Here is a 26397-nt window from a genome sequence, read left to right on the forward strand (position 1 = left end):
CACCCGGCCGGAGGGTCAGCCGCGTTCGGCCCGCTGGTACATCGTCTTCGCCGTGGCGCCCAGGATCTCGCCGTACATCTTGGTCGGTTGCAGGCTGTCCAGTCCGCTGTTGACCGACACGAGGGTGCCCTTGCCGGTCCTCGCGTCGAAGCCGGCCAGCCACGGGCCGCCGCTGGAACCGCCGGTCATGTCGCAGGGGATCATCTGCTCCCCGATCTCCTTCTTCGCCGTACCGACGCAGCGCAGGAGTTCCTCGCCGAGCTGAGGGTGGGTGGCGGGGTAACCGAAGGCGGAGACGGTGCCGCCGACCGGACGGTTGAAGGCGATGGGCGTGGCGCCCACCGCATCGGTGAGCTTACGTCCGTCCCTGCCGGCGTCGACGACGAGCGCGGCCACGTCGTTCGTCCCCTCCTGCGCGAAGGTGCGCGGGGCGAGGGCGGTGCGGACCGCGAAGGCTCCGTAGGGCTGCTTGCCCTTGCTGTAGGCGGGGACGAACACCATCCTCGTGCTGGTGTTGTCGGGTGAGGCGAAGCGACGGGCGCAGTGTGCCGCGGTCATCACGACGGAACGGTTGGCACTCGTCACGGCGGTGGCGGTGCACCAGGTGTCGGCGCCCTGGAAGTTGACGAAGAAGAGCCGCCCCACCGTCTTCAACTGCGGCCCCGTCCACGTCTTGCTCTTCGGCCCGGTCGGACCGAGGTCCACGGACTTTCCTACGGCCTTGATCCGGGCCGGCGTCCAGTAGGCGAGTGCCTGCCGGCGTTCCGCTGCGGTGAACGTCATGGTGGCCACCGGGTCGGCGGCCCGGGCGGCATGGGTCGCGCCGGACACGGCCGTGGCTTGGACCGGGACAACGAGGGCGAGGGCCGTGCCGGCCACGGCGAGCACCGTGACCCGGCGCGGCAGGCGCCGGGTCACGGAAGGGATGCTGTCGTGCATGGGGGTGTCTCCTCGGCTGGTGCTGATCGCGGCCCTGCTGTCCGCGTCCAAGGAGAGGGGAATCAACCGATCCGGGTTGCTTCGTCAGCAGTAGAGGTTGCCTCCCGGGCTGGTCCCGAGGATCGCGGTGAACCGGTTGTAGGCGTCCACCCGGCTCTGCACCTGGGCGGGGTTGCGGCCGTCGCACTCCACCGAGCCGTTGATACTGCGGATGGTCTGGCCGAAACCGGCGCTGTTGACCATCGCGTTGTGCGGGGTCATGGAGCCGGGGCCGCTCTGGGTGTTCCAGTACCAGAGCGCGGTCTTCCAGGCCACGGCCGAGTCGTTCTGCACCAGCCAGGGGTTGCCCAGCAGATCGATGCCCAACGCGTCGCCCGCGGCCTTGTAGTTGAAGTTCCAGCTCAGTTGCAGGGGACCGCGCCCGTAGTAGGCGGCCTGACCTGCCGGGCAGCCGTAGGACTGGCTCCAGTCGCAGTACGTCGGGTAGTTGGCGGTGTTCTGCTCGACGATGTACACCAACCCGCCCGTCTCATGGCTGACGTTGGCGAGGAAGGCGGCGGCCTCCTGCTTCTTCACGGTGTCGCTGCCGGTGTTCGCGAACCCCGGGTAGGCGCTGAGCGCGGCGGTCAGACCGCTGTACGTGTAGAACGGGTTCCGGCTCGGGAACATCTGGTTGAACTGCGCCTCGCTCACCACGAAGGTGCCGTTGGGCGTGGTGGAACCGCCGTCACAGGCGTACGGCTCCCAGTACCAGGTGCTGATGACGGGGTCGTAGCCCGGGTTGTCGTGCTCGGCGATGTAGGCCTTGCCGTCGGTGTAGCGGACGATGTTGCCGGTGACGTACGACTGGCCGGCCACCCAGTTCGGATAGCTGGAACACGAGGCCGCGGACGCGCCCGCGGCCGGAAGGACCACGGGGGTGAGGCTTCCGAGGACGAGCGCGGTCAGGACCGCGGCGATACGACGTCTCGACACAGGGGTCAACTCCTCTGCGGAGCACGGCCGTACCCCGCCACCGGTGTGGGGGGTACGGCCGCGGTGGGGGATGTCGCGGCCCACTCAACCGCCTTGGTCTGTACCAGTCAAGGGTATAGACCAGTCAACTCGCATCTCTACAGGTCAGTTGTGGTAAGCGCCGGGTCGGCGGCGATCTCCGCCTGGGTGAAGCGCTCGGTGACCCACTGTTTGCGGGAGAAGAGGCGGGTCTGGTCCGAGAAGTGGGGCGAGGCCGGGTTCGCGGACTCGCCGTAGGTGAGGAGGGTGTGGGCGCGCGGGCCGTCGGCGGTGAGTTCGACGGTCATCAGGAAGCTGGTGCCGAAGGCTCCGGCCGTCGGGGTACCGGTGCCCGAGCCGGGACCCGCGTCCACGACGTCGAAGCAGCCCACGTCGCAGCCGGGCAGCGGGATGTTGTCCCACTTCTGGACGGCGCCGAGTTCGACGTCGACCGGGAGGTCGCGGGCCGCGAGGTCCTGGACGGCGTCGGCCAGGGCGCGTTGGACATGTATGTCGTCGCCGTTGATGCCGCGTGGTGTGGTGAGCGGGTGGGCGGGGTCGTAGGGGACGCGGTGCCAGGTGTCGAGCGGGCCGTCGTCGACGAGGTCTTGGTGGAACGCGGTCCAGAGCACGATGCCCCGGCTGGTGGTGTCGGCGCGGGCGTCCCAGCGTGCGAGGGTCGCGCACGCCTGTCGTACGTCGACCTCCTGGCCGTCGGTGGCCGTCAGGCTCGGGTGGGCGCGGCACATGGCGACCACGTCGTCGCGGCCCGTCTCGGCCGACAGCACGCGGTTGCCGAGCATCGACTCTCGGAGGGTGCTCTCGGTGAAGCCCGGGGCGCCCAACCCGTCGGTGCCGTCCCGGCGTTGGGCGATCATGCTCAGTCCGAGCTGGGCGCGTTCGTCGAGGCGGGGATCGGTGTCGTAGACGCCGGGGAGGCCGGTGCTGGGCGCCTCGGGATTGACGTACTGAGGACCGTTGTTGGAGTTGGCCACGTAGTCGGTGCGGCTCGACTTCGGCTGGTGGGAGGGGCCGTAGACACCGGGCACGACCGCGTCGGGGTCGCTGCCCCAGGCGCAGGCCGATGTGGAACCGTCCAGGGCGGTGGGTCCGTCGTCGTCCGCGAGGGTGCAGTGGGCGAGTTGTACGTCGGTGAGGTGCGGGACGGCCGAGGAGTCGGTGAAGTAGGTGCCGCCACTCGTGTCGGCGGCGAGGGTGTACGTCCAGGGGATGCCCTGGGAAGCCTTCTGGGCGGCGCGGAGTTGGGCGAGGTTCCTGGCCTTGCCCATGGCCAGCCAGGTGTTCATGGAGCGCAGGTTGTCGGCGTTGGCGTCACGGATCGCGTAGGCGGTGGTCGTGGTCCAGCCGGAGGACAGGACCGGTCCAAAGCGTGAGGTGTACACGGTCCGGTCGACGGTCGACAGAGCGCCGTTGGCGTCCCGGACGGTGACCGGAACCGTACGGCGTCGCATGCGCACCGGCTTGCCGTCGAGGAGGTAGCTGGTCGGGTCGCCGGGGACGAGTTTCAGGGCGTAGACGGACGCGTGCTGGGCGTCGCTCGCGGTGTGCGTCCAGGCGAGGGTGGCGTTGTGGCCGATCTCCACCAGAGGGGTGCCGTAGAGGCCTGCGCCGGACACGTCCAGGGTGCCGGGGATCGTCAACTGCACCTGGTAGAACCGGAAGTAGCCCACGGCCCAGGGCAGGTGCGGATTGGCGAGGACCATGGCGTCGCCGGTGCGGGTGGCGTCCCGGCCCAGCGCCCAGCCGTTGCTGCCGACGTCGGCGGAGGCGAGGCCGAGCCCGCTGGCGAGTGCCGGAGTCGCGGGCGTGGCAAGGGAGTTCGCAGACCTCGCCGGGGGCGTCGCGGAGCCGATGTCCGGCGCGAGCGGTACCGTCGCGGTCACCCTGTTGACGTCGTAGACGACGTTCCACAGGTCGAGCGCGGTGATCGGCCGCACCCAGGGCTTGCCCTTGCAGCGCGCGTCCGGCAGGTGGTCGACGCCGGTGTCCCGGAGATAGCGGTTGTACCCGGCGGCGTATCCCTCGACCATGCGGCGCAGCTCCGCCGTCGGCCCCAACGGCGCTTTCCGGTCGAGCAGTTGACGCACCGTGCCCGCGCGGGACTGCGCGCCGTAGTAGGTGTCGCTCGCGAGGTTGGAGCCCGCCACCTCGCCTTCGCCGGACTGTCCGTCGGGCCCGAAGAACCGGGACCGCTCACCTCTCAAGGTCACCACGTGGTCGGCGAGTTCGCACACGTTGTCCTGCGCGAACGCGTACCCGTATCCGTATCCGAGCCCGTCGAAGTCCCGGGCCAGGATGTGCGGGACGCCGTACTCGGTCCGGCTGATCCGCACCGCGTGCCCGCCGTCGGTCAGGGTCTCGGCGGCCGAGGCGGTCGCGGGTAACACGGCCACGCCGGCCGAGGCGAGACAGAGAGCGGCCACGAAGGTCGCCAACTTGCCTGTCAGAGATCTATTGTGACGGTCCGTCACATCTCTCGGTTCATCCATGCCCGACACCCTCCAGGGTGAGCGGACGGGCGACATCGGGCCCGCGGCGGATATCCGAGGCGCATGTCAGTCTCCGGATGTACGCCTGTGGGCGTGGTCGGCGCCGCATGGCCAAAAGCCCCATGCCAGGCCTCGGTGGCGGCGACGTGATCGATGCGGATCCGCCCGGATCGTGGTCAACTGTGCCCCCGGCGCTGCCGCGCGGAGCGGTGGTTCCGGATCCGCTCGACGAGAAGAGGGGTTCAGCCCAGTGAGCTTCAGAATCCAGCCGACCGCCCAGGTCGACGAGACGGCCGCGGTCGGCGAGGGGACGACGGTCTGGGATCTGGCCCAGATCCGGGAGAACGCCCGCCTGGGCAGCGGCTGCATCGTGGGCCGGGGGGCCTACGTCGGCCCGGGGGTGCGGATCGGCGACAACGTGAAGCTCCAGAACTATGCCCTGGTGTACGAGCCCGCGGTGCTCGGCGACGGGGTATTCGTGGGCCCGGCGGCTGTGCTCACCAACGACTACTTCCCGCGCTCGGTGGACCCGCAGGGCCGGTTGAAGCGCGGCGACGACTGGCAGGCCGTGGCCGTGGAGGTGGCCGAGGGGGCGTCGCTCGGGGCCCGGTCGGTGTGTGTGGCGCCGGTGCGCGTCGGCCGGTGGGCGCTGGTCGCGGCGGGCGCCGTGGTGACCCGGGACGTGCCGGACTTCGCCCTCGTGGCCGGGGTTCCGGCCCGCCGCATCGGCTGGGTCGGCCGCGCCGGCGTCCGGCTGGTCGAGCGTGAGGGCGAACCGGGCAACTGGGAGTGCCCCGAGACAGGCGAGTTGTACGACGAGAAGGACGGCGAACTCGTCGCGCACACGTGACGCCCGTCGCTCCCAAAACGCTATTCATCGAACATCTACCGGCATAACATGTGTGCGATCTGTGCAGACCCGGCACAATGAGCGCACAGACCAGTCGTGCCCAGGGGGGTTACCGGGTGGGGGACACCTGTGCCTGAAGCCAGGAGCGGAAGCCGCTCCTCAAGCTGACATCTCACATCTGCCTTGCGCCGCGCGCCCGTTCGCGCCGCGGCGATCACCAGTCTGTTCACAACACAGGACCCACAGGGGGGTTGGTGTGTCCGAACGATGACCCACACACGTCTGGCGGCACTCGGTCATGAGGAACCGCCGCTGCTCGCACTCGCCCAACGACTGCTCACGGTCGCCGAGTCGGGGCTGCCGGCCATGCTGCTCCCCGGCGGCGAGGCCTTCGCCTTCACCATGGCCGGGCACCGGGCGGCCGACGGTTCCTGGACCCTGGAGCGGCGCGGCACCAGCACCCGGTACGCGGCCATCACCGCGCTGGGGGTGCGCTTCCTGCCCGAGGACCGGCAGCGCGCGGCGCTCGGCGGGCGGACCGCCGAGGAGTTCACCGGCCTGCTGATCGAGTCGCTGCCCGGGGTGAGCAACCTCGGTGACGCGGCGCTCATCGCCTGGGCCGCCGCCGAGACCGGGCACCCCAAGCTCTCCGACGCCCTCGCGCAGGTCGACGCCCTGGACGAGGAGGGCAGGCCGCAGTACACCGTCGAGGCGGCGTGGGTGCTGTCCGCCCTCGCGGCGGCCCGCGACACGGTCGATGTGGAGAGACGTTTCAGCTCGGTCCGCGACCGGCTGCTCCGGGCCCGGCTCGGGGACGGCCCGCTGTTCCCGCACGCCACCGGCCCCGGCCTGGTGCCCGGTTACCGCGCCCATGTGAGCTGCTTCGCCGACCAGACCTACCCCCTCCAGGCGCTGGCCCGCGCGCACGCGAGCGGCGACGGCGATCCGGAGGCGCTGGCCGCGGCCGAGGCGTGCGCGGCGCGGATCTGTGAACTCCAGGGCGACGGCGGGCAGTGGTGGTGGCACTACGACGCGCGCACCGGCCGCGCCGTCGAGGGCTACCCGGTCTACAGCGTGCACCAGCACGCGATGGCGCCGACCGCCCTGTTCGACCTGGCCGACGCGGGCGGCTCGGACTTCGGTGCGTCGATCCGCAAGGGCCTGCGTTGGATGACGGACGTGCCCGAGCTGGCCGAACACCCGGAGAAACAGGAGCCGTTGATCCTCGACGAGCTCGGCGCCACCTGGCGCAAGGTCTACCGCGGCGACCCGAAGAAGGCCGTACGCGCCGTCCGCGGAATCGGCACCCGGGCCGTCCCCGGCCTCCGGCTGAAGTGGCTGGACCGGGTGTACCCGCCGCTGGCCGTGGACCGCGAGTGCCGGCCCTACGAGTTCGGCTGGATGCTCTTCGCCTGGCAGGGGGGCCGGATATGACGGAGCGTCAGACCCTGTTCGGTGTCGAGCTGGATCCGCTGACCATGGACGAGACCGTCCAGCGCTGCCTCGAAGCGGTGCGGGACGGGCGGCAGTTGGAGATCGGGGTGGTCAACGCGGCGAAGCTGGTGAACATGCGGCGCGACCCCCGCCTCGCCGAAGCGGTGGCCGGCTGTGATCTCGTCCTCGCCGACGGCCAGGCCGTGGTGTGGGCCGGCCGTATCCTGCGCGCCCCGCTGCCCGAACGCGTCGCCGGTATCGACCTGTTCCTGCGCCTGCTCGCCGAGGCGGAGTCGACGGGCATCCCCGTCTACTTCCTCGGCGCCAAGGAGGAGGTGCTGGAGCGGATGCTGCTCCGCGTCGCCGACCGCTTCCCGGGCCTCAAGGTGGCGGGCAGCCGCAACGGCTACTTCGACGACTCCGAGCAGGAGACCATCGCGGACGGCATCGCGCGCAGCGGCGCCCAGATGCTGTTCCTCGGCATGACCTCGCCGAAGAAGGAGATCTTCACCGCCGCCCACGGCGCCCGCACCGGCGCCCGTGTGGTGCACGGCGTCGGCGGCTCCTTCGACATCCTGGCCGGCGTCACCAAGCGGGCCCCGAAGCTGTGGCAGCGCTGGGGGGTCGAGTGGCTCTACCGCGCGCTCCAGGAACCGCGTCGCCTCGGCCGGCGCTATCTCACCACCAACATCGCCTTCCTTCTCATGACGGCCCGCGAGCTGTTCCGGCTCACCCCGCAGGCCGCGCCCGCGAACAGGAGCCGCTGATGCGTGTCGTCGTGGTTGGACAGGGATATGTCGGCCTGCCGCTGGCGATCCGCGCCGCCGAGGTCGGACACGAGGTGATCGGCTACGACGTCGACGCCCGGCGGATCAAGAGCCTGGCCGCGGGTGAGTCCTTCGTCGAGGACGTCTCCTCCGAGCGGATCCGTACGGCGCTGGACAACGGCAGTTACCGCCCGAGTGAGTCGGCCCGGGACTGCGGCGGTTTCGACATCGCCGTGGTCACGGTCCCGACCCCGCTGCACGAGGGCACCCCCGATCTCCGCTACATCAAGGAGTCGGCGGTCGCGCTGGCCCGCTATCTGCGCCCCGGGGCCACCGTCGTCCTGGAGTCGACGACCTATCCGGGCACCACCCAGGAGCTGTTCGCGCCGATCCTGGAGGAGGGTTCGGGTCTCGCCGCGGGCAAGGACTTCCACCTCGGCTACAGCCCGGAGCGGATCGACCCGGGCAACGCCGTCTGGGGTTTCAAGGAGACCCCGAAGGTGGTGTCGGGCGTCAACGAGGCCTCCCTGAAGGCGGTTCAGGACTTCTACGGCCAACTCGTCGACACCACCGTGCCGGTGAACTCGCCGAAGGAGGCCGAGCTGGCCAAACTTCTGGAGAACACCTTCCGGCATGTGAACATCGCTCTGGTCAACGAGATCGCGATGTTCGCCCACCACCTGGACATCGACGTCTGGCAGGCCATCGACGCGGCCTCCTCCAAGCCGTTCGGCTTCATGAAGTTCACCCCGGGACCGGGCGTCGGCGGCCACTGCCTGCCGATCGACCCCTCGTATCTGTCCTGGCGGGTGCAGCGCGAACTCGGCCAGAGTTTCCGCTTCGTGGAGCTGGCCAACGACATCAACAACCACATGCCGGAGTATGTGACCCGCCGTATCACCGACCTGTTCAACGAGAGACGCCGGTCGGTGAACGGCTCGCGCATCCTGCTGCTCGGCCTGGCCTACAAGAAGAACACCAGCGACGCCCGCGAGTCGCCCGCGCTGCGCATCTCCCAACTTCTCCTCGACATGGGGGCCCAGGTCAGGGCCGCCGACCCGCATGTGGTCGAAAGCCTGCCGGTGGACGCCCGGTTGATCCGGGTCGAACCGGGACCGGAGGAGCTGGCCGCCGCCGACGTGGTGGTCCTGCTCACCGACCACGACGCCTTCGACTACGAACTCGTCGCCGAACACGCCCCCTTCGTCCTCGACTGCCGCCGGCGGCTGGCGTCCGGACCCACGATCGAGGTGCTCTGAACCATGCCGCGCATCGTCTGCGTAGCGGGGGCACGCCCCAACTACATGAAGATCAAACCGGTGATGGACGCCCTGGAACGCCGGGGCGCCGAGGTGATCCTCGTCCACACCGGCCAGCACTACGACCCGGCGATGAACGACGTGTTCTTCGCCGACCTCGGCATCCGGCCGCCCGACCGCTTCCTCGGGGTCGGCTCCGGCTCGCACGCCGAGCAGACCGGACGCGTGATGACCGCGTTCGAACCGCTCCTGTCCGAGGTGTCCCCGGACATCGTCGTCGTGGTCGGCGACATCAACTCCACCCTGGCCTGCGCCCTGGTCACCGCCAAGGCGGGACCGCTGCTGGCCCATGTCGAGTCCGGTCTGCGCAGCCGCGACTGGAGCATGCCGGAGGAGGTCAACCGGGTCGCCACCGACCGTGTCAGCGACTATCTGCTGGCCCCCTCCCCCGACGCCGTCGAGAACCTGCGCGCCGAGGGGTACCGGGACGACCAGATCCACCTCGTCGGCAACGTCATGATCGACACGCTGCTGGCCAACCTGGAACGGTCCAGGACCTCGGACATCCTCGATCGATACGGGCTCACCAAGGGCGAGTTCGGCCTGGTCACCCTGCACCGGCCCGCCAACGTGGACGACCCGGAAGTCCTCACCGGGCTCCTGAAGGCGCTGGGCGAGATCGCCGGCCGCTGTCCGCTCGTGCTGCCGGTGCATCCGCGCGCCTCCGAGCGGCTGGCGGAGATCGGCGTCCCCGGGGGCATCAAGCTCGTACCGCCCGCCGGATACCTGGACTTCATCGCCCTCCAGGGCTCGGCCCGCCTGGTGCTGACCGACTCCGGCGGTGTGCAGGAGGAGACCACCGCACTCGGCGTGCCGTGCGTGACCCTGCGGGACAACACCGAGCGGCCCATCACCGTCGAGCAGGGCACCAATGTGCTGGCCGGCCGTGATCCGGCCCGCATCGTGGCCACCGTGAACCGGGTGCTGGACGCCCCGCCCGCGCCGCGCCGCCCGGACCTGTGGGACGGCCGCGCGAGCGACCGCATCGCCGATGTGCTGCTGGAGGGGGGCACCGCACGCACCCGGCCCAGACCGACCGACCAGCCGGCCCCAGCCGATCCGACGTTCCCCATATGATCCGCTTGCCACATATGCTCGTCGAACACCAGGTCGCTAGGGGGGACCATGGATCTCGCTGAGATCTTCCGGGTGATGCGCAGGCGCTGGTACGTCCTGCTGCCCGGACTGCTGCTGACCGCCGGCCTGATGGTCGCCGTGCAGATGGTGGTCCCGGTCACCTATCAGTCGCAGAGCACCGTGGTGCTGCTGAACTCGAAGAAGGCCACCGAGGCCTACGACGGCAACCCGTTCCTCAGCACCCAGACCTCGCTCACCGGCATGGCCGACAGCCTGGCCCGCAACCTCAACTCCGACGGCTCCATCAGGGACCTCAAGTCCCGTGGCGCCACCGGCACGTTCGAGGCCAAGCTCGCCGACAACGCGCAGGGTCCGCTGGTCTGGCTCACCGTCACGGGCACCGACAAGGCCGCCGTCCTTGCCTCGGACCGCATCCTGAGCGCGTACGCCAAGGAACGGCTGCTGCAGTTCCAGGAACAGCAGTCCGTGGCCGCGCCGGCCAGGATCCAGATGGCGACCATCGTGCCCCCGCAGACCCCGGTGGCGCAGACCAAGACCCGGCTCGAATACCTGGTCATGGCCGGGGTGTTGGGCCTGGTGCTGAGCCTGGTCGCCGTCTTCTACGCGGAGGCGCGCCGCCGCTCCCGCACACCGCTGCCGACGCCGGAGCCCGCGCCGCCGCTCGCCACCCCCGAACCAGCGCCAGTGGAACCGCCGGTGGACCAGACGATGGCGCTGCGGACGCCGCCCGCCTGGTCCCGGTCCGCGGAGAACAGGTCCGCGACGGAGTCCCGTACCGGCCGATCCGTCATGACCGTGGCACCCGCCGCCGAGCCGCTCGACGAGGAGTCGACTCATGGACAGCGTTCGCACACCGGACAGCGGGACCGCTGACGAAACCCCCGCCGAAGCGAGCGTCACCCCGGCTCCCGCTCCGGAGGCCTTCGGCCGCAAGGTCCGTTCGGCGGCCCGCTGGAGCCTGATCAACACCGTGGTCATGCGCCTCGGCAACTTCGCCACCGGCATCCTGCTGGCCCGCTTCGCACTCGGCCCCGCGGAATGGGGTGTCTACGGCATCGCCCAGACGGTGCTGCTGGTCCTGCTCTCCGCCAACGAACTCGGCGTCGGCCTGGCCATCGTCCGCTGGGACGGCGACCCCCGCCGCTTCGCGCCGACCGTACTGACCCTGGGCACCCTGTCCAGCGGCCTGCTGTACGCGGCGATCTTCGTATCGGCGCCGACGGTGGCCGGACTGCTCGACTCCCCCGGGGCGTCCGGCGTCCTGCGCGTGATGTGCCTGTGCCTGGTGATCGACGGCATCGCCCAGGTGCCCGCGGGCTTCCTCACCCGGGAGTTCGCCCAGGGCAGGCGGATGGTCATCGACGCGCTGAACTTCGTCCTCTCCACCACCGTGACCCTGGTGCTGGCCTTCGCCGGCTGGGGCGCGATGAGCTTCGCGTGGGGCGCGGTCGCGGGCAACATCGCCGCCCTCGTCGGCTGCGCGCTGGCCGCCCCCGGCACCCTGCGCTTCGGCTGGGACCGCGAACAGGCCCGCGCACTGCTGAAGTTCGGGCTCCCGCTGGCCGGCGCGAGCCTGCTCGCCCTCGCCGTCGTCAACGTGGACACCATGGTCGTCGGCTCGACCCTCGGTCAGGTCTGGCTCGGTTTCTACGTCCTGGCGTTCAACATGTCGGGCTGGCCGGTCCGCATCATCTCCGAGGCCGCGCGCCGGGTCTCCTTCGCCGGCTTCTCCCGCCTCGCCGACTCCCCGCAGGCCCTCGCCCAGGGCTTCAGCCGCGCCCTCGGCGTCCTGGTCACCGGCACCGTCCCCCTGTGCGTCCTGCTCGCCGGCCTCGCCGGCCCGGTCGTCCAACTCGTCTACGGCGAGCAGTGGTTGCCCGCCGCGAAGGCCCTCCCCTGGCTGATGGCCCTCGGCCTGGTCCGCATCGGCTGCGAACTCGCCTACGACTGTCTCGTGGCCGCCGGACAGCGCCGCTCCCTCATCCTCGTCCAGGGCCTGTGGCTGGTGGCGCTCGTCCCCGTGCTGATCGTGGGCGCCCGGCTGCACGGCATCGTCGGGGTCTCCCAGGCCCATGTCCTGGTCGCCGTCGGCCTCGTCGTCCCCGTCTTCCTGTACGCCCTCGGCCGGGCCGGGATCGGCCTGTCCCCCATCGCCCGGGCCTGCGCCTGGCCGCTGTTCGGGGGAGCCGTGATGGGGCTGGTGATCCTCGCCGCGAAGCATCTCCTCGGCGACGGCGTCCTCGCCCTGTTCGTCATCGGCACGGCCGCGCTGGCCTGCTACGTGGTGTGCGTCCTGCCCAGCCGCCGCCTGCTGCTCGGCCCCCGTACGGCGGAGGCCGTATGACGAGGCTCCGCCTCCTGCTCGCCGTTCCGCTGCTCGCGCTGGCCACCGCCTGCTCCGGGAGTTCCGCCAAGTCCCCCGGGCCTACGGCCACTTCGGGCGGCGGCAGCACGGCCCGCACGGAGTCGGCGGCACCCGGTGAGGCGGGGTTCCCCGACGCCCACAGCACCGGACCCCGGACCGGACTGACCCCGCACTCCACCGGGAACCTCAGCATCAAGACCGACGGCACGGTCATCAAGGGCTGGGACATCACCGGCTCCCTCGACATCTACGCGGACGACGTCACCATCGTCGACAGCAGGATCACCTCCACCAACTGGTGGGGGGTCAACCTGCGCCCCGGCCACCGCGGACTCCGCGTCCTGCACAGCACCGTCACCGCGGTCCCCGGCAAGGGCCCGGACAACGGCGGCGAGGACTACGCCGTCTCCAACATGAGCACCAGCTCCGTCGAGGTCGGCTGGAGCGACATCTCCGTCTTCGGCAACGCCCTCTCCATGGGCCGGGGCAACCTCCACGACAACTACGTCCACGACCTCGTCCCCTTCCGCAACGCGGGCGGCGAGTGGCAGCACACCGACGCGGTGATCAGCGGCGGCAGCAACAAGGGCGAGCTGATCGTCCGGCACAACACCCTGCTCAACCCCGTCGCCGTGAACCGGGGAGCCTCCGCGGCCGTCGGCCTGTTCGCCGACACCGGGCCGGTCACCAACACGGTCGTCGACGACAACCTGTTGGCGGGTGGCGCGTACGCCCTCTACGGCGGCGGCAAGGGCGCCACCGGGATCAAGGTCACCAACAACGTCTTCTCCCGCCGCTACCACCGCTTCAGCGGCGCCTACGGAGCCGTCGCCGCCTGGAACACCGGTGGCAAGGGCAACGTCTGGCGCGGCAACCGGTTCTCCGACGGCACCGCGATCACCCCCGAACCGGCCGGCTGAGGAAGAGGATCATGCGACGCATCGCCCGCGCCCCCTGGGAACTCCTCAAGCGCGCCTTCGGCTGGCTGGTCCTCTTCGAACTGCGCAACAAGGTCCTCCTCGCCCCCTCCGCACTACGGCTCCGCCGCCTGGAATCCGCCGAGTCCCGCCGGCTCGCGGCCACGACCTCCGTTCCCGAGGCCCTGGTCGCCACGGTCGTCGCCACCCACCGCCGCCCGGACGAGGTACGGGCCGCCGTCCGCTCGGCGCTCGCCCAGACGGTCCGCGACCAGGTCGTCATCGTCGTCGACGACGGCGCGGGCCTCCCCGAACTCCCGGATGATCCAAGACTGTTCGCCGTTTCGCTGAGCCGCAACACCGGTGTGGCAGGCGTGGTGCGCAATGTGGGCATCCGCCTCACCCGCTCGCGGTACGTGGCCTTCCTGGACGACGACAATCTGTGGGAACCCGACCATCTGGAACGGGCGTTGGAGGTCCTGGAGTCCCCCGACGGTCCCGACGGCATCTACACGGCACTGCGTCGTGTGTTGCCGGACGGGACCCAACGGGACATCCTGTCCGTGCCGTTCGACCGCCACCTCGCCGCCCGGGAGTCTTTCCTCGACACCAACGCGTTCGTCGCCCGGCGGAACAACGCGCTGCACTTCAGCCGGCTGCGGCGGACGCCGGAGGTGATGCCCCGGGAGGACTGGGAACTCGTGTACCGGTACAGCCGCAAGCACAGCGTGCGCCATGTGCCGTATGCCACCGTGCGGTATCTGATGAACCCCGGGAGTTTCTACACCTCTTGGTTCGAGTGAGGGCCAGGAGTCGCACGCAGGGCGCCCGGTGTCAGCAGGGCGGTCGCCGCAGCGCGGCTGACCTTGCGGCCGAGGGCGGCGCGTGACGCCTCGCGCAGGAACACGGCACCCCGGAAGCAGAGGGTGGCGACGCGGCCGTGCCGACGCCCGTACAGGCGGACCCGGTTGAGGGTGAGCAGGGTCCACAGATGGGGCGACATCTGGGAGTCCCCGCCGAGGTGGACGGCCTCGGCGGACGGCTCCAACTGAGTGGCGTAGCCCAAGTCCCTTGCCCGCAGGCAGTATTCGGTCTCCTCCGAGTAGAGAAAGAAGGACTCGTCCCAAGGACCGGTGGCGGCACGGCAGTTCGCCGATATGGCCATGAGCGCGCCGGTCGCCCAGTCCGCGCGGGTGGGCCGCTCGTAGGCGGCGGGGTCGGTGACGAGTTCGCTCAGGCGAGGGAAGCGTCCGGCCCGCCGGTTGCCGATGGTGGCCTCCCCCAGCGCCCGGAGCACGGTCGACTCACGCCGTAGCGAGAAGTGGGGCACGTTCCGGCCCTCGTCGTAGAGGAGCGGTACGGCGATTCCCACGTCCTCGCCCAGCCGGTCGACAAGGCGTTTGGCGCAGCCCTGCCGCATGCGGATGTCGGGGTTGCAGATGAGCACCGTGTCGTGTGGGTCGACGGCGGTGAGCGCCGCGTTGACCCCGGCCGCGTATCCGGCGTTGCGCCCGGTCCGGACGACGGTGGCGTCCGGGGCCAGTGCGCGCAGCACCTCGACCGTGTCGTCGGCCGACTCGTTGTCGGCGACGACGAGCCGCCAGTCGAGGCCGGCCATGCCGTCCGGGAGGGCGGCGAGGAAACCGGGCAGCACCGAGGCGCTGTTCCAGGTGACGGCTATGACGGCGACGGGGCTCAACGGGACTCCACGAGTTCGGGCAGGGGGACGTCGGCGGTGTCGGCGGGGGCCGGGTCGACGGCGGTCGCCGCGCGCCGGAGCAGGCCCAGATAGCTGCCCCCCGCCCCCAGCATCAGGAAGAACATGCCGGCGAACATGGGGAAGCTGAGCGAGTCGAAGGTGGCGCTGATGACCAGGGCGACCAGCGAGGAGGCGAAGAAGGCCTGGCCCAGTTCGCGGTCGGACTCGGTGCGGGCCAGCCGCCGGATGCCGCCGCCCTGGTGGATGCCGGTGATGAAAAGGGTGAACAGGGCGATGAGCCCGAGGACGCCCATCTCGGCCGCCGTCAGCATGTACTGGTTGTCGGTGAAGAAGTACAGGTCGGGCGTGAAGGTGCCGAACCCCCGCCCGAACAGCGGGTGTTCCTTGAGATAGGGCACGATCGCGCTGTACTTGACGGTACGGGCCTGGGTGCTGCTGTCGGAGTTGGACAGGAACGACGCGAACAGGCCGGTGATCGTGCCGATCAGCCCGGGGATCAGCACCTTGAAGACGGCCACGGAGGCGGTCATCACGCCGATCGCACTCCAGCGCCGGGCCGGCTTCCAGCGCGGCACCATCACCAGGGCGACCAGCAGGATGCCGATGATCGAGGTGCGCGACACCGTCAGGGGCAGCGCGCCGGCCATGAGCAGGACCGGCCCCCAGCGGCGCAGCGCGTGGCGGTGGGCGCGGATCGGATCGAGGGCCTGCTGGATCGCGAAGGGCAGCAGGATCGCCAGCATGCCGCCGAACTCCAGGGGTTGGGCGGTGGTGGAGCGCGGCCTGGTGAAGGAGCCGCGGTCCATGACGGTCACCTGGGCCACGCTGGTCTGGAGGCCGGGGATGTGGATGGAGTCGGCGATGTTGGTGGCCGCGAAGAAGTCGTAGAAGCCGATCGCGGCGACCACGGAGCCGAGCACGACCACACGGCGCATCAGCACGTCGAGTCGGGCGCGGTCCTGTATGCCGGCCGAGGTCAGCACGACCAGCGACACCCAGACCAGGAACCCGATGAGTCCGCGGTCGGCCCCGAGGATCTCCTCGTGCGAGCTCTCGCGCATGGCGTCGGCGACGTAGGCCGCCAGGACGGCCGTGCCGAGGACGCACATCGCGACCCTCGCGAGCCTGGTGCCCGGTGCGGGCAGGACCCGGCCGCCGAGCCAGGTCGCGAGGTACCACAGCAGGCCGAGCAGGGCGAAGACGTTGGCCGGGGTGCCGACGCCACCGAGCGCGGGCAGGGCGAGGTTCGAGGGGATGAAGAAGGCGAGCACCAGATAGACGGTGAGGATCGCGGTCGCGTCGACCCGTCGGTGCACGGCTCCCGTCCGCACCCGGTCGGGATCGCCGTTCTCACGGGGTCGTCGCGCGACGGTCTTCACCAGCCGGCGCCGGCGGCGGACCACCGCGACGCCCTCCATCAGGATCGACAGCAGGAACGCGCTGACGACGCCGAGGATGACCACGGCCGCGATGTCCTGGTAGCGGCTCTTCGACTTCGCCACCGGGGTCTGCGGCAGGACCACCGGGGCCGTCTGCACGGTGTACGGGGCCGGGACCTTGGCGGCGACCTGGAGCGCGTTCAACTGCTCGCCGGCGAAGGTGGTGAGGGTGCTGGTCTCCTTGAGGACCTTCTCGCGGTCGGTTCCGGTGACGCTCAGCACGAGCAGCGGGCTGTCGCTGGCCGGCGCGAAGCCGGCCGTGTACGGATCCGTGACGCCCCGGCCGCGCAACTCCTTCGCCGCGTCGTCCGATTCGAGGGTTCTGATCAGTACGTCGGCCGTGACGATCAGCGAACCGCCCGCGTTCGAGATGGGGTTGCCGAAGGTGGGCGCGAGGCGGGCCACGGCGGAGGAGTCCAGCAGCGCGACGGAACTCTGCGACTGGTAGGAGACGGGGACGGTCGCGTAGAGATAGCCGCCGGCGAGCAGGCTGAGCACGGTGATGGGCACCATGAAGTACCAACGTCGGCGCAGAATGGCCCATATCTCACCAAGGCTCACGAACCATCCCCCCATTCGGTGGCATCCCGCCGCACGTCCTGCCAGTATCGGGGGCGACGGAAGGAACTCACATGTCGCCCGGGAACGTCGCCGACGCGCTGCTCCGCCGCTGGTACGTGCTGGTGGTGGCGCTGCTGCTGACGGCCGTCGGCGCGTACCAGGTGGTGCGCCCGGCCCCGCAGTACGTCGGCTCCGCGGTGGTCGTCCTCAAGCCGCCGGTGACACAGAACCAGCCCAACCAGCTCACCAATCTCCAGCCGCCGCTCGCCGTGGTCTCCTACGGCGTCATCCAGCAGCTCCAATCCCCGGCCGGGGCCGAGGAGTTGAGCGCGGCGGGCGTCCACGGGACCTACCATCTCGTCCCCCGCAACAGCGGCACCAGCGCGACCCCGCGCTATCTGATCCCCTCCTTGCAGGTGCAGTCGCAGGCGTCGGATCCCGGCGCCGCCACCACCGCGGTGCGCCGGATCATCGGCGTCTACACCCGGCACGTCGAGGAGTTGCAGACGGCGCAGAAGGTCCCCGCGGCAGGGCGGATCACCGCCTCCGTGCTGGTCTCCCCGAGCGCCGCCATGGTGCAGGGCAACAAGAGCCGGGGCCTGGCCGGGGTCGCCCTGCTGGGCGCGGCCGGCGGGGTCGTCGGGGCGCTGTGGCTCGACCGGTTCCTGATGGGCCGTCACCGGAGGGCCGCCGTGGACCACCGGCGCACCGCCGGTCCGGTCCCGGCGGCCCTCTGAGCTGAACTGACGGTTCATCAGATACCGCGGCGCTTCCACGACTCCCACCACAGCGCCTCCCGCCCGCGCTCGGCCACGGCCGACCACACCAGGGGCTGCAGATACGGCATCGCCTTGGCGCCGATCCGCCGCCGCAGCCGCAGCGCGCGGTACTCGGGCAGCTTGGCGTACCCCGGCAGGCACTCCTCGGCGAAGGCCACGCACTCGTCGACCGGTACGACGCCGGTGCGCCCCCGGTCGTAGGCGCGGTAGGCCCGGCGCAGCGCGAAGCGGGCGAGCCTGGTGTGGACCTGCTGGGCCAGGCGCTCGGCCTGGGGCAGTTGGTCGGCGCACTTCACCAGCACCGAGTCGAAGGCCACCAGGCGTTGGCGCAGGTCGTCCAGTTGGCCGCCGAAGTCGGTCGTGGACATGTTCTTGCCGTGGACGCGGTAGAAGGCCTGGTCGGCGCCGCGTACATAGCCGACGTCGGCGTGTGCGGCGAGCCGCATCCACATCTCGATGTCGCCGGCGTGCGGCAGGGCCGGGTCGTAGCCGCCGACGGCGCGCTGGAGGCTGGTGCGGACGACGACTTCCGGTGAGGTGATGCAGCCGGTGCCCTCGCTGAAGCGCCGCTCCAGCCACCACTGCCCGGGGTAGACGACGGAGCCGGTGCTCCGTGTGCGGGCGGCCGGCAGGGGGCCGCCGTGCTGGAAGCGGAGGGGGCGTCCGTAGGCGAAGCCGGCCTCGGGGTGGGCGTCCAGGAGTGCGGCGGACCGGACCAGGGCTCCTGGGACCAGCCGGTCGTCGGCGGACAGGAGCGCCACGTAGTCGCCGTCGGCCCATTCGAGCAGGCCTTCGTTGTAGGTGGCGATGTGGCCCTTGTTGGTCTCGTGGACCAGGACCTCGATGCGGGGGTCGGCGGCGGCGAGCTTGTGCGCGGTCTCCGCGGAGTCGTCGGGCGAGGCGTCGTCGATGATGAGGACCCGGACGTCAACGCCGTCCTGCTCGTCCAGGACGCTGCTCACGCAGTCGGCGAGGAAATGGCCGTACTTGTAGCAGGGGATGACAACACTGACGGTACTCATCGGTGGGAAGGCCAATCCCCGGTGGCGGCCCCCGGGTTGGAGGGGGCCGCCACCGGTGGGTGCTAGTGCTTCTTCTTGCGGACGGTCTTGCTCTCCATGGACCAGGTGTGCGACCTCACCGTGTGCCGGTGCTTGTCCGTGACCGTGACCGTGATCTTGAACCGGGCGCCGTCCGGCAGCGGTGCCGACAGATGGACGGACGCCTTGTGCGTGGCCTTGTCGTACGACACGACGGCGGTGACGTGGAGCTTCCTGGCGGCGGCCGCTCGGGCCCCGGGCAGGATCGTCACCGTCGCCTTGACCGACGACACATCGGTCTTGGCGGGCAGCGTCGTGACCAGGGCACCGGCCGCGTCGGCGGTGTGCGTCAGCGAGGACGCGGTCACCTCCGAGGCGGCGGTCTCCGCGGCCAGCGATCCGCTCGGGTCGTCGGCGGTGAAGACCGGGCCGACCCAGTAGTTCGCGGATCCGTAGGAGCCGTTGGGGAACGCGACGTCGGAGCCGTAGCGGTAGAGACCGTTGTGCGCCGAGGCCGTGTCGGCGGTCGCGGTCAGCGGATAGGACTGGTGGGCCGCGGCGAAGTAGCCGCCGTCCACCGCGTAGTTGCCGTTGGGCGCGTGGTACGAGACGACGTACGACGTGTCCGCGGTGACCGCCACCGGAGAGGCGAAGGTCAGCGTCTGCCAGCCGGTGGCCGTCTCGTTGGTGAAGGTGCCCGACGCCAGCAAAGTGCCGTCGTCGGACCAGAGACTGCCGGTGTGGGTGCCGGTGTTGCCGGTCCCCTTGTAGAAGGTGACGCCGGTGATCCAGCCGGCCGCCGAGGACTTGAACCGGGTGCCCAGCTCAAGGGAGTTGGAGTCCCCGGTGACATCGGTCGTGGCCGGCACGATGGAGGCGTTCCACAGGGTGCACGGGCAGGTGACCGCGGGCGGGGTGGAACTGGTGTGGAAGGTCCACGTCACCGGGGCCGTCATGGCGTTGCCCCACAGGTCGGAGGCCTGGACGGACGCGGTGTAGGTGGTGTTGAGCTCCAGTTCCGTCGACGGGGTGAAGGTCGCCTTGTTCGACGAGGGGAGCGTCACAGCCCCTGGCACGGTGTTGCCGTCCGGGTCCTTCACGGTGAACGTGAGGCTGTCCGCGTCGACGGCCGAGCTGAACGTCGCCGACACCGGTGCCGTGATGGACACACCGGTCGCCCCCGAGGTCGGCGAGGTCGAACTCACCGTGGGCGGGGTCGTGCTGGCCGTCGAGGTGTCCAGCACCACGTCGACCCAGTAGTTGCTGCCCGAGGACGCCGAGGACGGAAAGGCGCTCGTCGAACCGTAGTGGTAGACGCCGTTGCCGCCGTCGGTGCCGGACTGGAGCGCGGTGAGCGGGGCGAGGCCGGCTGGGCCGTCGCTGAAGGCGCCGCCGTCGTAGGAGTATCCGCCGTTGGGGGCGAAGTACGAGGCGACATAGGTGGTGTTGGCCTTGACGGTCACCGGGGTGGCGAAGTTGAGCTGCTGCCAGCCGGAGGCCGTCTCGCCTGTGAAGGTGCCGGTGGCCAGGCGGGTGCCGGAGGCGCTCCACAGGCTGCCGGAGTGGGTGCCGGTGTTGGCCGGCGACTTGTAGAAGCGGACCCCGGTGATCGAACCGGCCACCGTGGTACGGATCTTGACACCCAGCTCCAGCGAACTGCCGTCACCCGCGTTGACGGTGCCGGGCACCGCCGAGGCCGGCCAGATGGAGCAGGGGCAGGCCTGCGGGCCGACGGTCACCGGGACGGTGGTGACGGCGCCGATGTTGACGCTGTCGTCCACCGCGCGGACCTTGATCGACTCCGAGCCCGGGGTCGTCGGCGTCCAGCTGTAGCTCCAGGACGTCAGACCGCTGGCGGCGTTCCAGGTCGTGCCGCCGTCCGTGGACACCTCCACGCGGGCCACCACGCCCCCGCCGGAGTCGGCGGCGGTACCCGTGATGGTGACCGGCTTCAGCGCCGGGACGGTGACCCCGGAGGCCGGAGCCGTCACCGTGACGGCCGGGCCGGTGGTGTCGGTCGTGGCGGTGGCGGCGACGAGGTTGCTCTGCAGGGTGTGCGGCTGGACACCCATGTCGGCGAGGACGTTCACCGTCGCCTGCTGCATCCGGGCGTCCTCGGTGACCACCGTGTCGTCGGGGTTGTAGGTCGGGATGTTGGTCAGACCCCACGACCACTGCACGGTTCCGGCCCCGAACACCAGGGCCCCGGAGTCCTGGTCGCGGAACTCGACGAGATTGTGCGTCGCGGTGCCGTTGCCGTAGACGTTCCCCCAGTCCATGCGGAGCTTGGCGTCCTGGATGTCGACCGTCGTGGACGACACGTCGATCGCGCCGGCGGGTCTGGTGCTGTTGCCGATGTCGCTGTCCCACTCGTAACCGAGCGTGCCGGTCGGGAAGGTGGCCGTCTGGCTCGACGTGAGGTTCGCGATGGAGGTGTTGCGCCAGATCCGATTCCTGCCGTACGAGCCGGGGACGGTGATGGCGTCGCTGCGGTAGCCGTTCACCGTGAACATGGAGCCGGTGAGGATGTTCGGCGGCTGGTAGCTCTGCCCGTAGTTCGTGCTGGCCGGGTCCATCCAGGTACCGGTCCACGTGCCGCTGGGGTCGGCGATCCCGTTGGACTGCGCCATCTTGGTCATCTTGTAGCAGACCAGGGTGCGGTCGGCGGTGTTGGTGCCGTCGATGCTCGGAGCGAGCCTGGTCTTCCAGAAGACCTCGTTGCCGCTGAAGAACGCCTGCTGGACGCCGGCCTTTCGCGCGGCCAGGACATTGGAGTACTGGCTCTGCGTCCAGTACTCGTCATGCCCGGAGGACATGTACACCTTGTGTTTCTCCAGCAGGGCGGCGCCGGTCGACGCCGAGACGTCCACGCCGGAGGTGTAGCTGACGTCGTAGCCGTTGCGCTCCAGCCAGGACAGCATCATGAACTCGGACCCGTAGATGCCGTTGTCGCCGCCGATGTCCAACGGCCGGTTGTAACTGACCTCGTAGGCGCGGCCGTCCGGCGCGGGGCCCAGGCCTCCGTAGAGGTCCTGGCCGCCGTAGTCGTTGTAGGCCTGCCAGGTCTGGTCGCTGGTCTGCACGACGACGTCGGAGGTGGAGGAGTCCTTGCGGACGACGAACGGGTACGGCATCAGGCCGTCGCCGTCGGTCTGCGTCAGGTTGGCGATGTACAGGCCGGACACGGCGTCGCTGGGAACGGTCCAGCTCGCGGTCACGGGCCAGTTGCCGCAGTCGACCAGGCCGGTGTTCTTGGTGGTGCAACTGGCCGGGCTGGTGGTGAAGTTGGCGGGGTGGGTCACGGCTGCCTGGGCCGCGGTCGACATCTCGCGCGCGCCGTCACCGCCGTACCAGCCCAGTCGGTAGATCTCGACGGTGTAGGAGACCTTCGACTGGACCTTGAACTGGACGGTGTCGCCCGCCTGGACGCTCTCCTTGGTGGAGAAGCCCTGGATGTCACCGTAGGCGTTGGGCGAGAACCAGTCGGACATCGGGCTGCCCGTCTTGGAGTTCTCGCAGACGATGGGGTTGCTGCCCGATCCGCAGGGATCGGACACCGCCTGGGCGGACCCGGCCAGCGGGAGCACCGCCAGGATCAAGGCTGCTATGACGGCGAGGCGGCCGCCCCGGAGCCGTCTGCTCCATCTTTTCATGTGTACCTCTCAGCAGTGCTGTGCTGGACCGACCCCTGGGGGCGGGTCGTGTTGCTGAACCTCAGGGGACCGGTCAGCGGCCGAGGGCGTCGGTGAACACGTCCACGACTCGTCGCTGCTGGTCGGGGGTGATCTGCGGGTAGAGCGGCAGCGAGAGGATCCGGTCCGCCGCCCGCTCCGCGTTCGGGAAGTCGCCTCGGCCGTAACCGAGCCCGCGGTACGCCTCGGTGAGGTGGACCGGTGCCGGGTAGTGCACTCCGGCACCGATGCCCTCGGCGTTGAGCTTGCCGACGACGTCGTCGCGGTCGGCGCCGGCGACCTGGACGACGTACAGGTGCCAGACGTGGAGGCTGCCGGGCGCCGTGGTCGGGAGGACGACCCGTCCGGCGGCGGCGAGTTCGGCGAGCAGCTCGTCGTAGCGGGCGGCGGCCGTGCGCCGGGCCGCGTTGCCGTCGGCGAGCCGGGCGAGCTTGGCCCGCAGGACGACGGCCTGGAGTCCGTCGAGGCGGCTGTTGAACCCGGGGACGTCGTGGCGGTACTTGGCGACACCGCCGTGGTTGGCGATCGCCCGTACCAGGTCGGCGAGTTCACGGTCGTCGGTGAGGACCGCGCCCGCGTCGCCGTAGGCACCGAGGTTCTTGCCCGGGTAGAAACTGGTGGCCGCGATGGAGCCGCTGCCCGGCGTCCGGCCGTCGCGGGTCGCGCCCTGGCACTGCGCGGCGTCCTCCACGACCCTTACCCGCTCGGGCAGTTGGGCCGTCAGCGCCGCCACATCGGCCAACTGCCCGTAGAGGTGCACCGGCACCACCGCGCGGGTCGCCGGGCCGACCGCGTCCAGCGCGGCCCGCGGGTCGAGGAGGTAGGTGTCGGGCAGGCAGTCGGCCAGGACGGGCCGGGCGCCGATCCTGGCGACCGCGCCCGCGGTGGCGATGAAGGTGTTGGCGGGGATCACGACCTCGTCACCGACCCCCACCCCGCTCGCGCGCAGGGCGAGTTCGAGGGCGTCGGTGCCGTTGGCGACGCCCACGCAGTGCGCGACCCGGCCGAAGTCGGCGTACTCGCGCTCGAAGGCCGCCACCTCGTCGCCGCCGACGAACGCGGTGTTCGCCAACACCCGCTCGAAGCCTGCGCGTACGTCGTCGGCGACCTCGGCGTGGGCCGCCTTCAGATCCACCAGCGGTATGTGGGTCATGCGACTGGTCCCCCCCGGTTGCTGTGTCGACAGTTCGTCCAGTGCGGGCGCGGGCGCCGCGCGCAGTCTGCGGGCCGGGCTCCCCGCCCAGACCTCGCCCGGCGGTATGTCGCCGAGCACCGTGCTCCCCATGCCGGTCAGCGACCAGGCGCCGACCGTCCTCCCCTCCCTGACCAGGGCCCCGGCCCCCACATAGGCGCCGCGCTCCAGCCGGACCCCGCCCCCCAGGCGGACGCCGGACGCGAGCGTGGCGTAGTCCTCGACCACGTCGTCGTGGGTGAGGACGACCTGCGGCATCACCGCGACCTGCGCGCCCACCCGTACGGCGGCGGTCAGGACGCAGTGCGCGAGCAGGACCGAGCCGGGGCCGACCGTCGACGTCCGCGACACGGAGGCCGTCGGGTGGATCACGGTGGCGTAGCGGTCCGCGGGGAGGGCGAGCCGGCGGACCAGCCGGGCGCGGGCCGCGTAGTCGCCGGGGTTGCCGACGCAGATCACCACCCGTGCCTCGGGCAGTTCGTGGACGAGGTCGCAGCCGCCGAGTACCGGCACGCCGTCCATGTCGGTGCCGTGCAGGGCCGGGTTGTCGTCGAGGTGTCCGAGCAGCTTGAACTCGCCCGTGTCCGCCACCGCCTGTGCGGTCTCCCGCGCGAATCCGCCCGCGCCGACGATGACAAGTCCGTTCATCTTCGGGCCTGTTCGCGCAGTGCCGCGACGACCCGGTCCTGCTGGGCCTCGGTCATCGTGTGGAACAGCGGCAGGATCAGCGACCCGCGGCTGATCCGCTCGGTGACCGGCAACGGCCTGGCGGGGTGGTCGGCGTAGGCGGGTTCGAGGTGCGAGGCCATGATGCCGCGCCGGGCGGAGACACCGGCCTCGGCGAGCGCGGCGAGGAGGTCGTCGCGGCCGACGGGGAAGTCGGCGGCCAACTGCACCCAGTAGGACTGGTAGTTGCTCTGCCCGTGCGCGGGATCGGTCACCGGGGTGAGGCCGGGGACGTCCTGGAGCAACGCGGTGTAGCGGGCGGCCAGTTCACGTCGGCGGGCGATCATCGTGTCGAGCTTGCCGAGTTGGACGAGGCCGATCGCGGCCTGGACGTCCGTCATCCGGTAGTTGTAGCCGACCTCCAAGTACTGCTCAAGGACAGGCTTGTTGCTGGCATGGCGCTCGGCCGCCGAGGCGTTCATCCCGTGCTCGCGCAGCCGGCGCAGGCGGGCCGCCCACTCGGCGTCGTCGGTGGTGATCATGCCGCCCTCGCCGGTGGTGACCACCTTGCGGGGATGGAAGGACCAGGCGGCGATCAGCGCGCCGTGCCCCACCGGTTTGCCGCCGACGGTCGAGCCGATGGCGCAGGCCGCGTCCTCGACCAGCGGCAGGTCCCAGTCGGCGCAGGCGGCGCGCAAGGCGTGGACATCGGCGGGCACCCCGCCCTGGTGGACGGCAAGTACCGCCCTGGTACGGGGAGTTCGTACGGCGTCCACGGTGGCCGTGGTCAGGTTGCCGGTGGCGGGCTCGACGTCGGCGAACACGGGCTCGGCCCCGACGTAGCGCACGGCGTTGGCGGTGGCGATGAAGGACAGCGAGGGCACCACGACCTCGTCGCCGGGTCCGAGGCCGAGGGCGACGAGCGAGAGGTGCAGGGCGGTGGTGCAGGAGCTGACGGCGATGCCGTGCTCGGCGCCCACCCGTTCGGCGAAGGCCCGCTCGAAGGCGGCGACGCGGGGCCCCTGGGCGACCCACCCGGACAGCACGGCGTCGGAGGCTGCCTTCGCCTCGTCCTCGCCGAGCCAGGGGATCATCACGGGGATGCGGTCGGTGCTCACCGGGCGGCCTCCCGCTCCGCGCGCCACCACGCGACCAGATCGCGCAGTCCCGTGCGCAGGTCGATCTCCGCCGTGAAGCCGAGCCGTTCGGTGGCCCGCGAGGTGTCGGCGAGCCGCCGTACCACCGAGTTCACGCTGCGGGCGGGTCCGTGCACCGGTTCCAGACCGGTCGCCCCCATGGCTTCGAGCAGGCCGTCGGCCAGCTCGCGCAGCGAGGTCTCGGTGCCGCTGGCCACGTTGAACACCTCGTCGGTCAGGTCCGACTCGGCGGCCAGCACATTGGCCCTGGCGATGTCCCGGACGTCGACGAAGTCCATGGTCTGCGTGCCGTCGCCGAGGATCAGCGGCGGCTCGCCCGCCTCGATGCGCTCCATCCAGCGGATGAGCACCTCGGTGTAGAGGCCGTGGATGTCCATCCGGGGGCCGTAGACGTTGAAGTAGCGCAGCGCCACGTAGTCCAGTCCGGACATGGCGTGGAAGCTGCGCAGCATCCCCTCGTTGAAGGCCTTGGCCGCGCCGTAGAACGTGTCGTTGTTGTAGGCGTGATGGCGCTCGGTGGTCGGGAAGGTCTCGGCCATGCCGTAGACCGAGGCCGAGGACGAGGCGATCACCTTGCCCACTCCGGCCTCGACCGCCGCCTCCAGGACGTTGAAGGTGCCGTCGACCAACACCTCGTTGGCGAGCCGGGGTTCCTCGGCGCACTGGGTGATGCGGATCGCGGCGAGGTGGAACACCAGGTCGGCGCCCTCGGTGGCCTTCCGTACGGTGTCGGCGTCCCGGATGTCGCCCTCGACGACCTCGACCACGCCACTGGGCAGGGCCCGGGCGAGGTTGGCCGTCCGCCCGCGCACGAAGTTGTCGAGTACGACGACCTCGCGGGCGCCGCCCTCGGCCAGCAGGTCGACCAGGTTGGAGCCGATGGTGCCCGCTCCCCCGGTGACCAGGATCTTCTTGCCGCGTACGCTGCTCAACTGCTGTGCCCTCTCCGTGGTTTGGTT

20 protein-coding genes are annotated in these 26397 nt (G+C 70.7%); 10 read left to right on the forward strand and 10 right to left on the reverse strand.

Translation table 11 applies throughout. The features are described 5' to 3' along the window. Window positions 1-15 precede the first annotated feature (15 nt). The 3 genes from ABZT04_RS28345 to ABZT04_RS28355 all read right to left on the reverse strand — a co-directional run bounded on the left by ABZT04_RS28345 (window position 16) and on the right by ABZT04_RS28355 (window position 4346). Entirely contained in the window at window positions 16-939 is a 924-nt protein-coding gene (locus ABZT04_RS28345) for a trypsin-like peptidase domain-containing protein (RefSeq protein WP_356059813.1), read from the reverse strand. Between the two features lie 84 nt (window positions 940-1023). Continuing rightward, window positions 1024-1914, reverse strand: coding sequence for a glycoside hydrolase family 19 protein (locus ABZT04_RS28350; RefSeq protein ID WP_356059814.1), 891 nt, complete (start codon window positions 1912-1914; stop codon window positions 1024-1026). Between the two features lie 137 nt (window positions 1915-2051). Beyond that, complete coding sequence (locus tag ABZT04_RS28355) at window positions 2052-4346, reverse strand: penicillin acylase family protein (protein ID WP_356059815.1); 2295 nt, start codon at window positions 4344-4346, stop codon at window positions 2052-2054. 346 nt (window positions 4347-4692) lie between these two features. Between ABZT04_RS28355 and ABZT04_RS28360 the strand changes: the two genes are divergently transcribed. The 9 genes from ABZT04_RS28360 to ABZT04_RS28400 all read left to right on the forward strand — a co-directional run bounded on the left by ABZT04_RS28360 (window position 4693) and on the right by ABZT04_RS28400 (window position 13995). Beyond that, window positions 4693-5292, forward strand: coding sequence for an acyltransferase (locus tag ABZT04_RS28360; protein ID WP_356059816.1), 600 nt, complete (start codon window positions 4693-4695; stop codon window positions 5290-5292). A 267-nt stretch (window positions 5293-5559) separates the two neighbouring features. After that, entirely contained in the window at window positions 5560-6726 is a 1167-nt protein-coding gene (locus ABZT04_RS28365) for a hypothetical protein (RefSeq protein ID WP_356059817.1), read from the forward strand. Beyond that, a complete protein-coding gene (locus ABZT04_RS28370) occupies window positions 6723-7493 on the forward strand; it encodes a WecB/TagA/CpsF family glycosyltransferase (protein ID WP_356059818.1) in 771 nt (256 codons plus the stop codon). Before ABZT04_RS28365 ends, ABZT04_RS28370 begins: the two co-directional genes overlap by 4 nt. Then, window positions 7493-8752, forward strand: coding sequence for a nucleotide sugar dehydrogenase (locus ABZT04_RS28375; protein WP_356059819.1), 1260 nt, complete (start codon window positions 7493-7495; stop codon window positions 8750-8752). Before ABZT04_RS28370 ends, ABZT04_RS28375 begins: the two co-directional genes overlap by 1 nt. A 3-nt stretch (window positions 8753-8755) precedes the next feature. Next, on the forward strand, window positions 8756-9889 hold the full coding sequence (gene wecB, locus ABZT04_RS28380; protein WP_356059820.1) for a UDP-N-acetylglucosamine 2-epimerase (non-hydrolyzing): 1134 nt from the start codon (window positions 8756-8758) through the stop codon (window positions 9887-9889). A gap of 48 nt (window positions 9890-9937) precedes the next feature. Further along, window positions 9938-10783, forward strand: coding sequence for a Wzz/FepE/Etk N-terminal domain-containing protein (locus tag ABZT04_RS28385; protein ID WP_356059821.1), 846 nt, complete (start codon window positions 9938-9940; stop codon window positions 10781-10783). Next, the gene (locus ABZT04_RS28390) at window positions 10746-12254 is read left to right on the forward strand and encodes an oligosaccharide flippase family protein (protein ID WP_356059822.1); all 1509 of its coding nucleotides are present in this window, start codon (window positions 10746-10748) and stop codon (window positions 12252-12254) included. The genes ABZT04_RS28385 and ABZT04_RS28390 overlap by 38 nt, the downstream gene beginning before the upstream one ends. After that, entirely contained in the window at window positions 12251-13195 is a 945-nt protein-coding gene (locus ABZT04_RS28395) for a hypothetical protein (protein ID WP_356059823.1), read from the forward strand. Before ABZT04_RS28390 ends, ABZT04_RS28395 begins: the two co-directional genes overlap by 4 nt. Window positions 13196-13206: 11 nt before the next feature. Beyond that, the gene (locus tag ABZT04_RS28400) at window positions 13207-13995 is read left to right on the forward strand and encodes a glycosyltransferase family A protein (RefSeq protein WP_356059824.1); all 789 of its coding nucleotides are present in this window, start codon (window positions 13207-13209) and stop codon (window positions 13993-13995) included. Here the strand turns inward: ABZT04_RS28400 and ABZT04_RS28405 are convergent. Next, a complete protein-coding gene (locus ABZT04_RS28405) occupies window positions 13974-14891 on the reverse strand; it encodes a glycosyltransferase family 2 protein (protein ID WP_356059825.1) in 918 nt (305 codons plus the stop codon). The two genes, ABZT04_RS28400 and ABZT04_RS28405, sit on opposite strands and share 22 nt — an antisense overlap. Further along, complete coding sequence (locus ABZT04_RS28410) at window positions 14888-16864, reverse strand: O-antigen ligase family protein (RefSeq protein ID WP_356059826.1); 1977 nt, start codon at window positions 16862-16864, stop codon at window positions 14888-14890. The genes ABZT04_RS28405 and ABZT04_RS28410 overlap by 4 nt, the downstream gene beginning before the upstream one ends. A gap of 119 nt (window positions 16865-16983) precedes the next feature. On the opposite strand from ABZT04_RS28410, the gene ABZT04_RS28415 reads away from it, so the two are divergent. Further along, the gene (locus ABZT04_RS28415) at window positions 16984-17649 is read left to right on the forward strand and encodes a hypothetical protein (protein WP_356059827.1); all 666 of its coding nucleotides are present in this window, start codon (window positions 16984-16986) and stop codon (window positions 17647-17649) included. Window positions 17650-17666: 17 nt separating this feature from the next. Here the strand turns inward: ABZT04_RS28415 and ABZT04_RS28420 are convergent, their stop codons facing one another. The 5 genes from ABZT04_RS28420 to ABZT04_RS28440 all read right to left on the reverse strand — a co-directional run bounded on the left by ABZT04_RS28420 (window position 17667) and on the right by ABZT04_RS28440 (window position 26370). Continuing rightward, window positions 17667-18713 (reverse strand): glycosyltransferase, encoded by a 1047-nt coding sequence (locus ABZT04_RS28420; RefSeq protein WP_356059828.1) that lies wholly within the window; start codon window positions 18711-18713, stop codon window positions 17667-17669. A 62-nt stretch (window positions 18714-18775) separates the two neighbouring features. Further along, entirely contained in the window at window positions 18776-22384 is a 3609-nt protein-coding gene (locus ABZT04_RS28425; protein WP_356059829.1) for a DUF4082 domain-containing protein, read from the reverse strand. 73 nt (window positions 22385-22457) lie between these two features. Further along, entirely contained in the window at window positions 22458-24263 is a 1806-nt protein-coding gene (locus tag ABZT04_RS28430) for a NeuD/PglB/VioB family sugar acetyltransferase (RefSeq protein WP_356059830.1), read from the reverse strand. Further along, on the reverse strand, window positions 24260-25399 hold the full coding sequence (locus ABZT04_RS28435; protein ID WP_356059831.1) for a DegT/DnrJ/EryC1/StrS family aminotransferase: 1140 nt from the start codon (window positions 25397-25399) through the stop codon (window positions 24260-24262). The genes ABZT04_RS28430 and ABZT04_RS28435 overlap by 4 nt, the downstream gene beginning before the upstream one ends. Next, window positions 25396-26370, reverse strand: a complete 975-nt coding sequence (locus ABZT04_RS28440; RefSeq protein ID WP_356059832.1) for an NAD-dependent epimerase/dehydratase family protein — start codon at window positions 26368-26370, stop codon at window positions 25396-25398. Before ABZT04_RS28440 ends, ABZT04_RS28435 begins: the two co-directional genes overlap by 4 nt. Window positions 26371-26397: the final 27 nt, after the last annotated feature.

Source organism: Streptomyces sp. NPDC005492 (assembly GCF_040605995.1).
In the GTDB taxonomy this organism is placed as follows: Bacteria; Actinomycetota; Actinomycetes; order Streptomycetales; family Streptomycetaceae; genus Streptomyces.

Excerpts from the sequence above, each read along its gene's own strand:
- ABZT04_RS28420 (WP_356059828.1), bottom strand. The coding sequence starts at position 18,713 with ATGAGTACCGTCAGTGTTGTCATCCCCTGCTACAAGTACGGCCATTTC.
- ABZT04_RS28365 (WP_356059817.1), top strand. The coding sequence starts at position 5,560 with ATGACCCACACACGTCTGGCGGCACTCGGTCATGAGGAACCGCCGCTG.
- ABZT04_RS28395 (WP_356059823.1), top strand. The coding sequence starts at position 12,251 with ATGACGAGGCTCCGCCTCCTGCTCGCCGTTCCGCTGCTCGCGCTGGCC.
- ABZT04_RS28430 (WP_356059830.1), bottom strand. The coding sequence starts at position 24,263 with ATGAACGGACTTGTCATCGTCGGCGCGGGCGGATTCGCGCGGGAGACC.
- ABZT04_RS28415 (WP_356059827.1), top strand. The coding sequence starts at position 16,984 with ATGTCGCCCGGGAACGTCGCCGACGCGCTGCTCCGCCGCTGGTACGTG.
- ABZT04_RS28410 (WP_356059826.1), bottom strand. The coding sequence starts at position 16,864 with ATGGTGCCCATCACCGTGCTCAGCCTGCTCGCCGGCGGCTATCTCTAC.
- wecB (WP_356059820.1), top strand. The coding sequence starts at position 8,756 with ATGCCGCGCATCGTCTGCGTAGCGGGGGCACGCCCCAACTACATGAAG.
- ABZT04_RS28375 (WP_356059819.1), top strand. The coding sequence starts at position 7,493 with ATGCGTGTCGTCGTGGTTGGACAGGGATATGTCGGCCTGCCGCTGGCG.
- ABZT04_RS28390 (WP_356059822.1), top strand. The coding sequence starts at position 10,746 with ATGGACAGCGTTCGCACACCGGACAGCGGGACCGCTGACGAAACCCCC.
- ABZT04_RS28385 (WP_356059821.1), top strand. The coding sequence starts at position 9,938 with ATGGATCTCGCTGAGATCTTCCGGGTGATGCGCAGGCGCTGGTACGTC.
- ABZT04_RS28370 (WP_356059818.1), top strand. The coding sequence starts at position 6,723 with ATGACGGAGCGTCAGACCCTGTTCGGTGTCGAGCTGGATCCGCTGACC.
- ABZT04_RS28400 (WP_356059824.1), top strand. The coding sequence starts at position 13,207 with ATGCGACGCATCGCCCGCGCCCCCTGGGAACTCCTCAAGCGCGCCTTC.
- ABZT04_RS28345 (WP_356059813.1), bottom strand. The coding sequence starts at position 939 with ATGCACGACAGCATCCCTTCCGTGACCCGGCGCCTGCCGCGCCGGGTC.
- ABZT04_RS28425 (WP_356059829.1), bottom strand. The coding sequence starts at position 22,384 with ATGAAAAGATGGAGCAGACGGCTCCGGGGCGGCCGCCTCGCCGTCATA.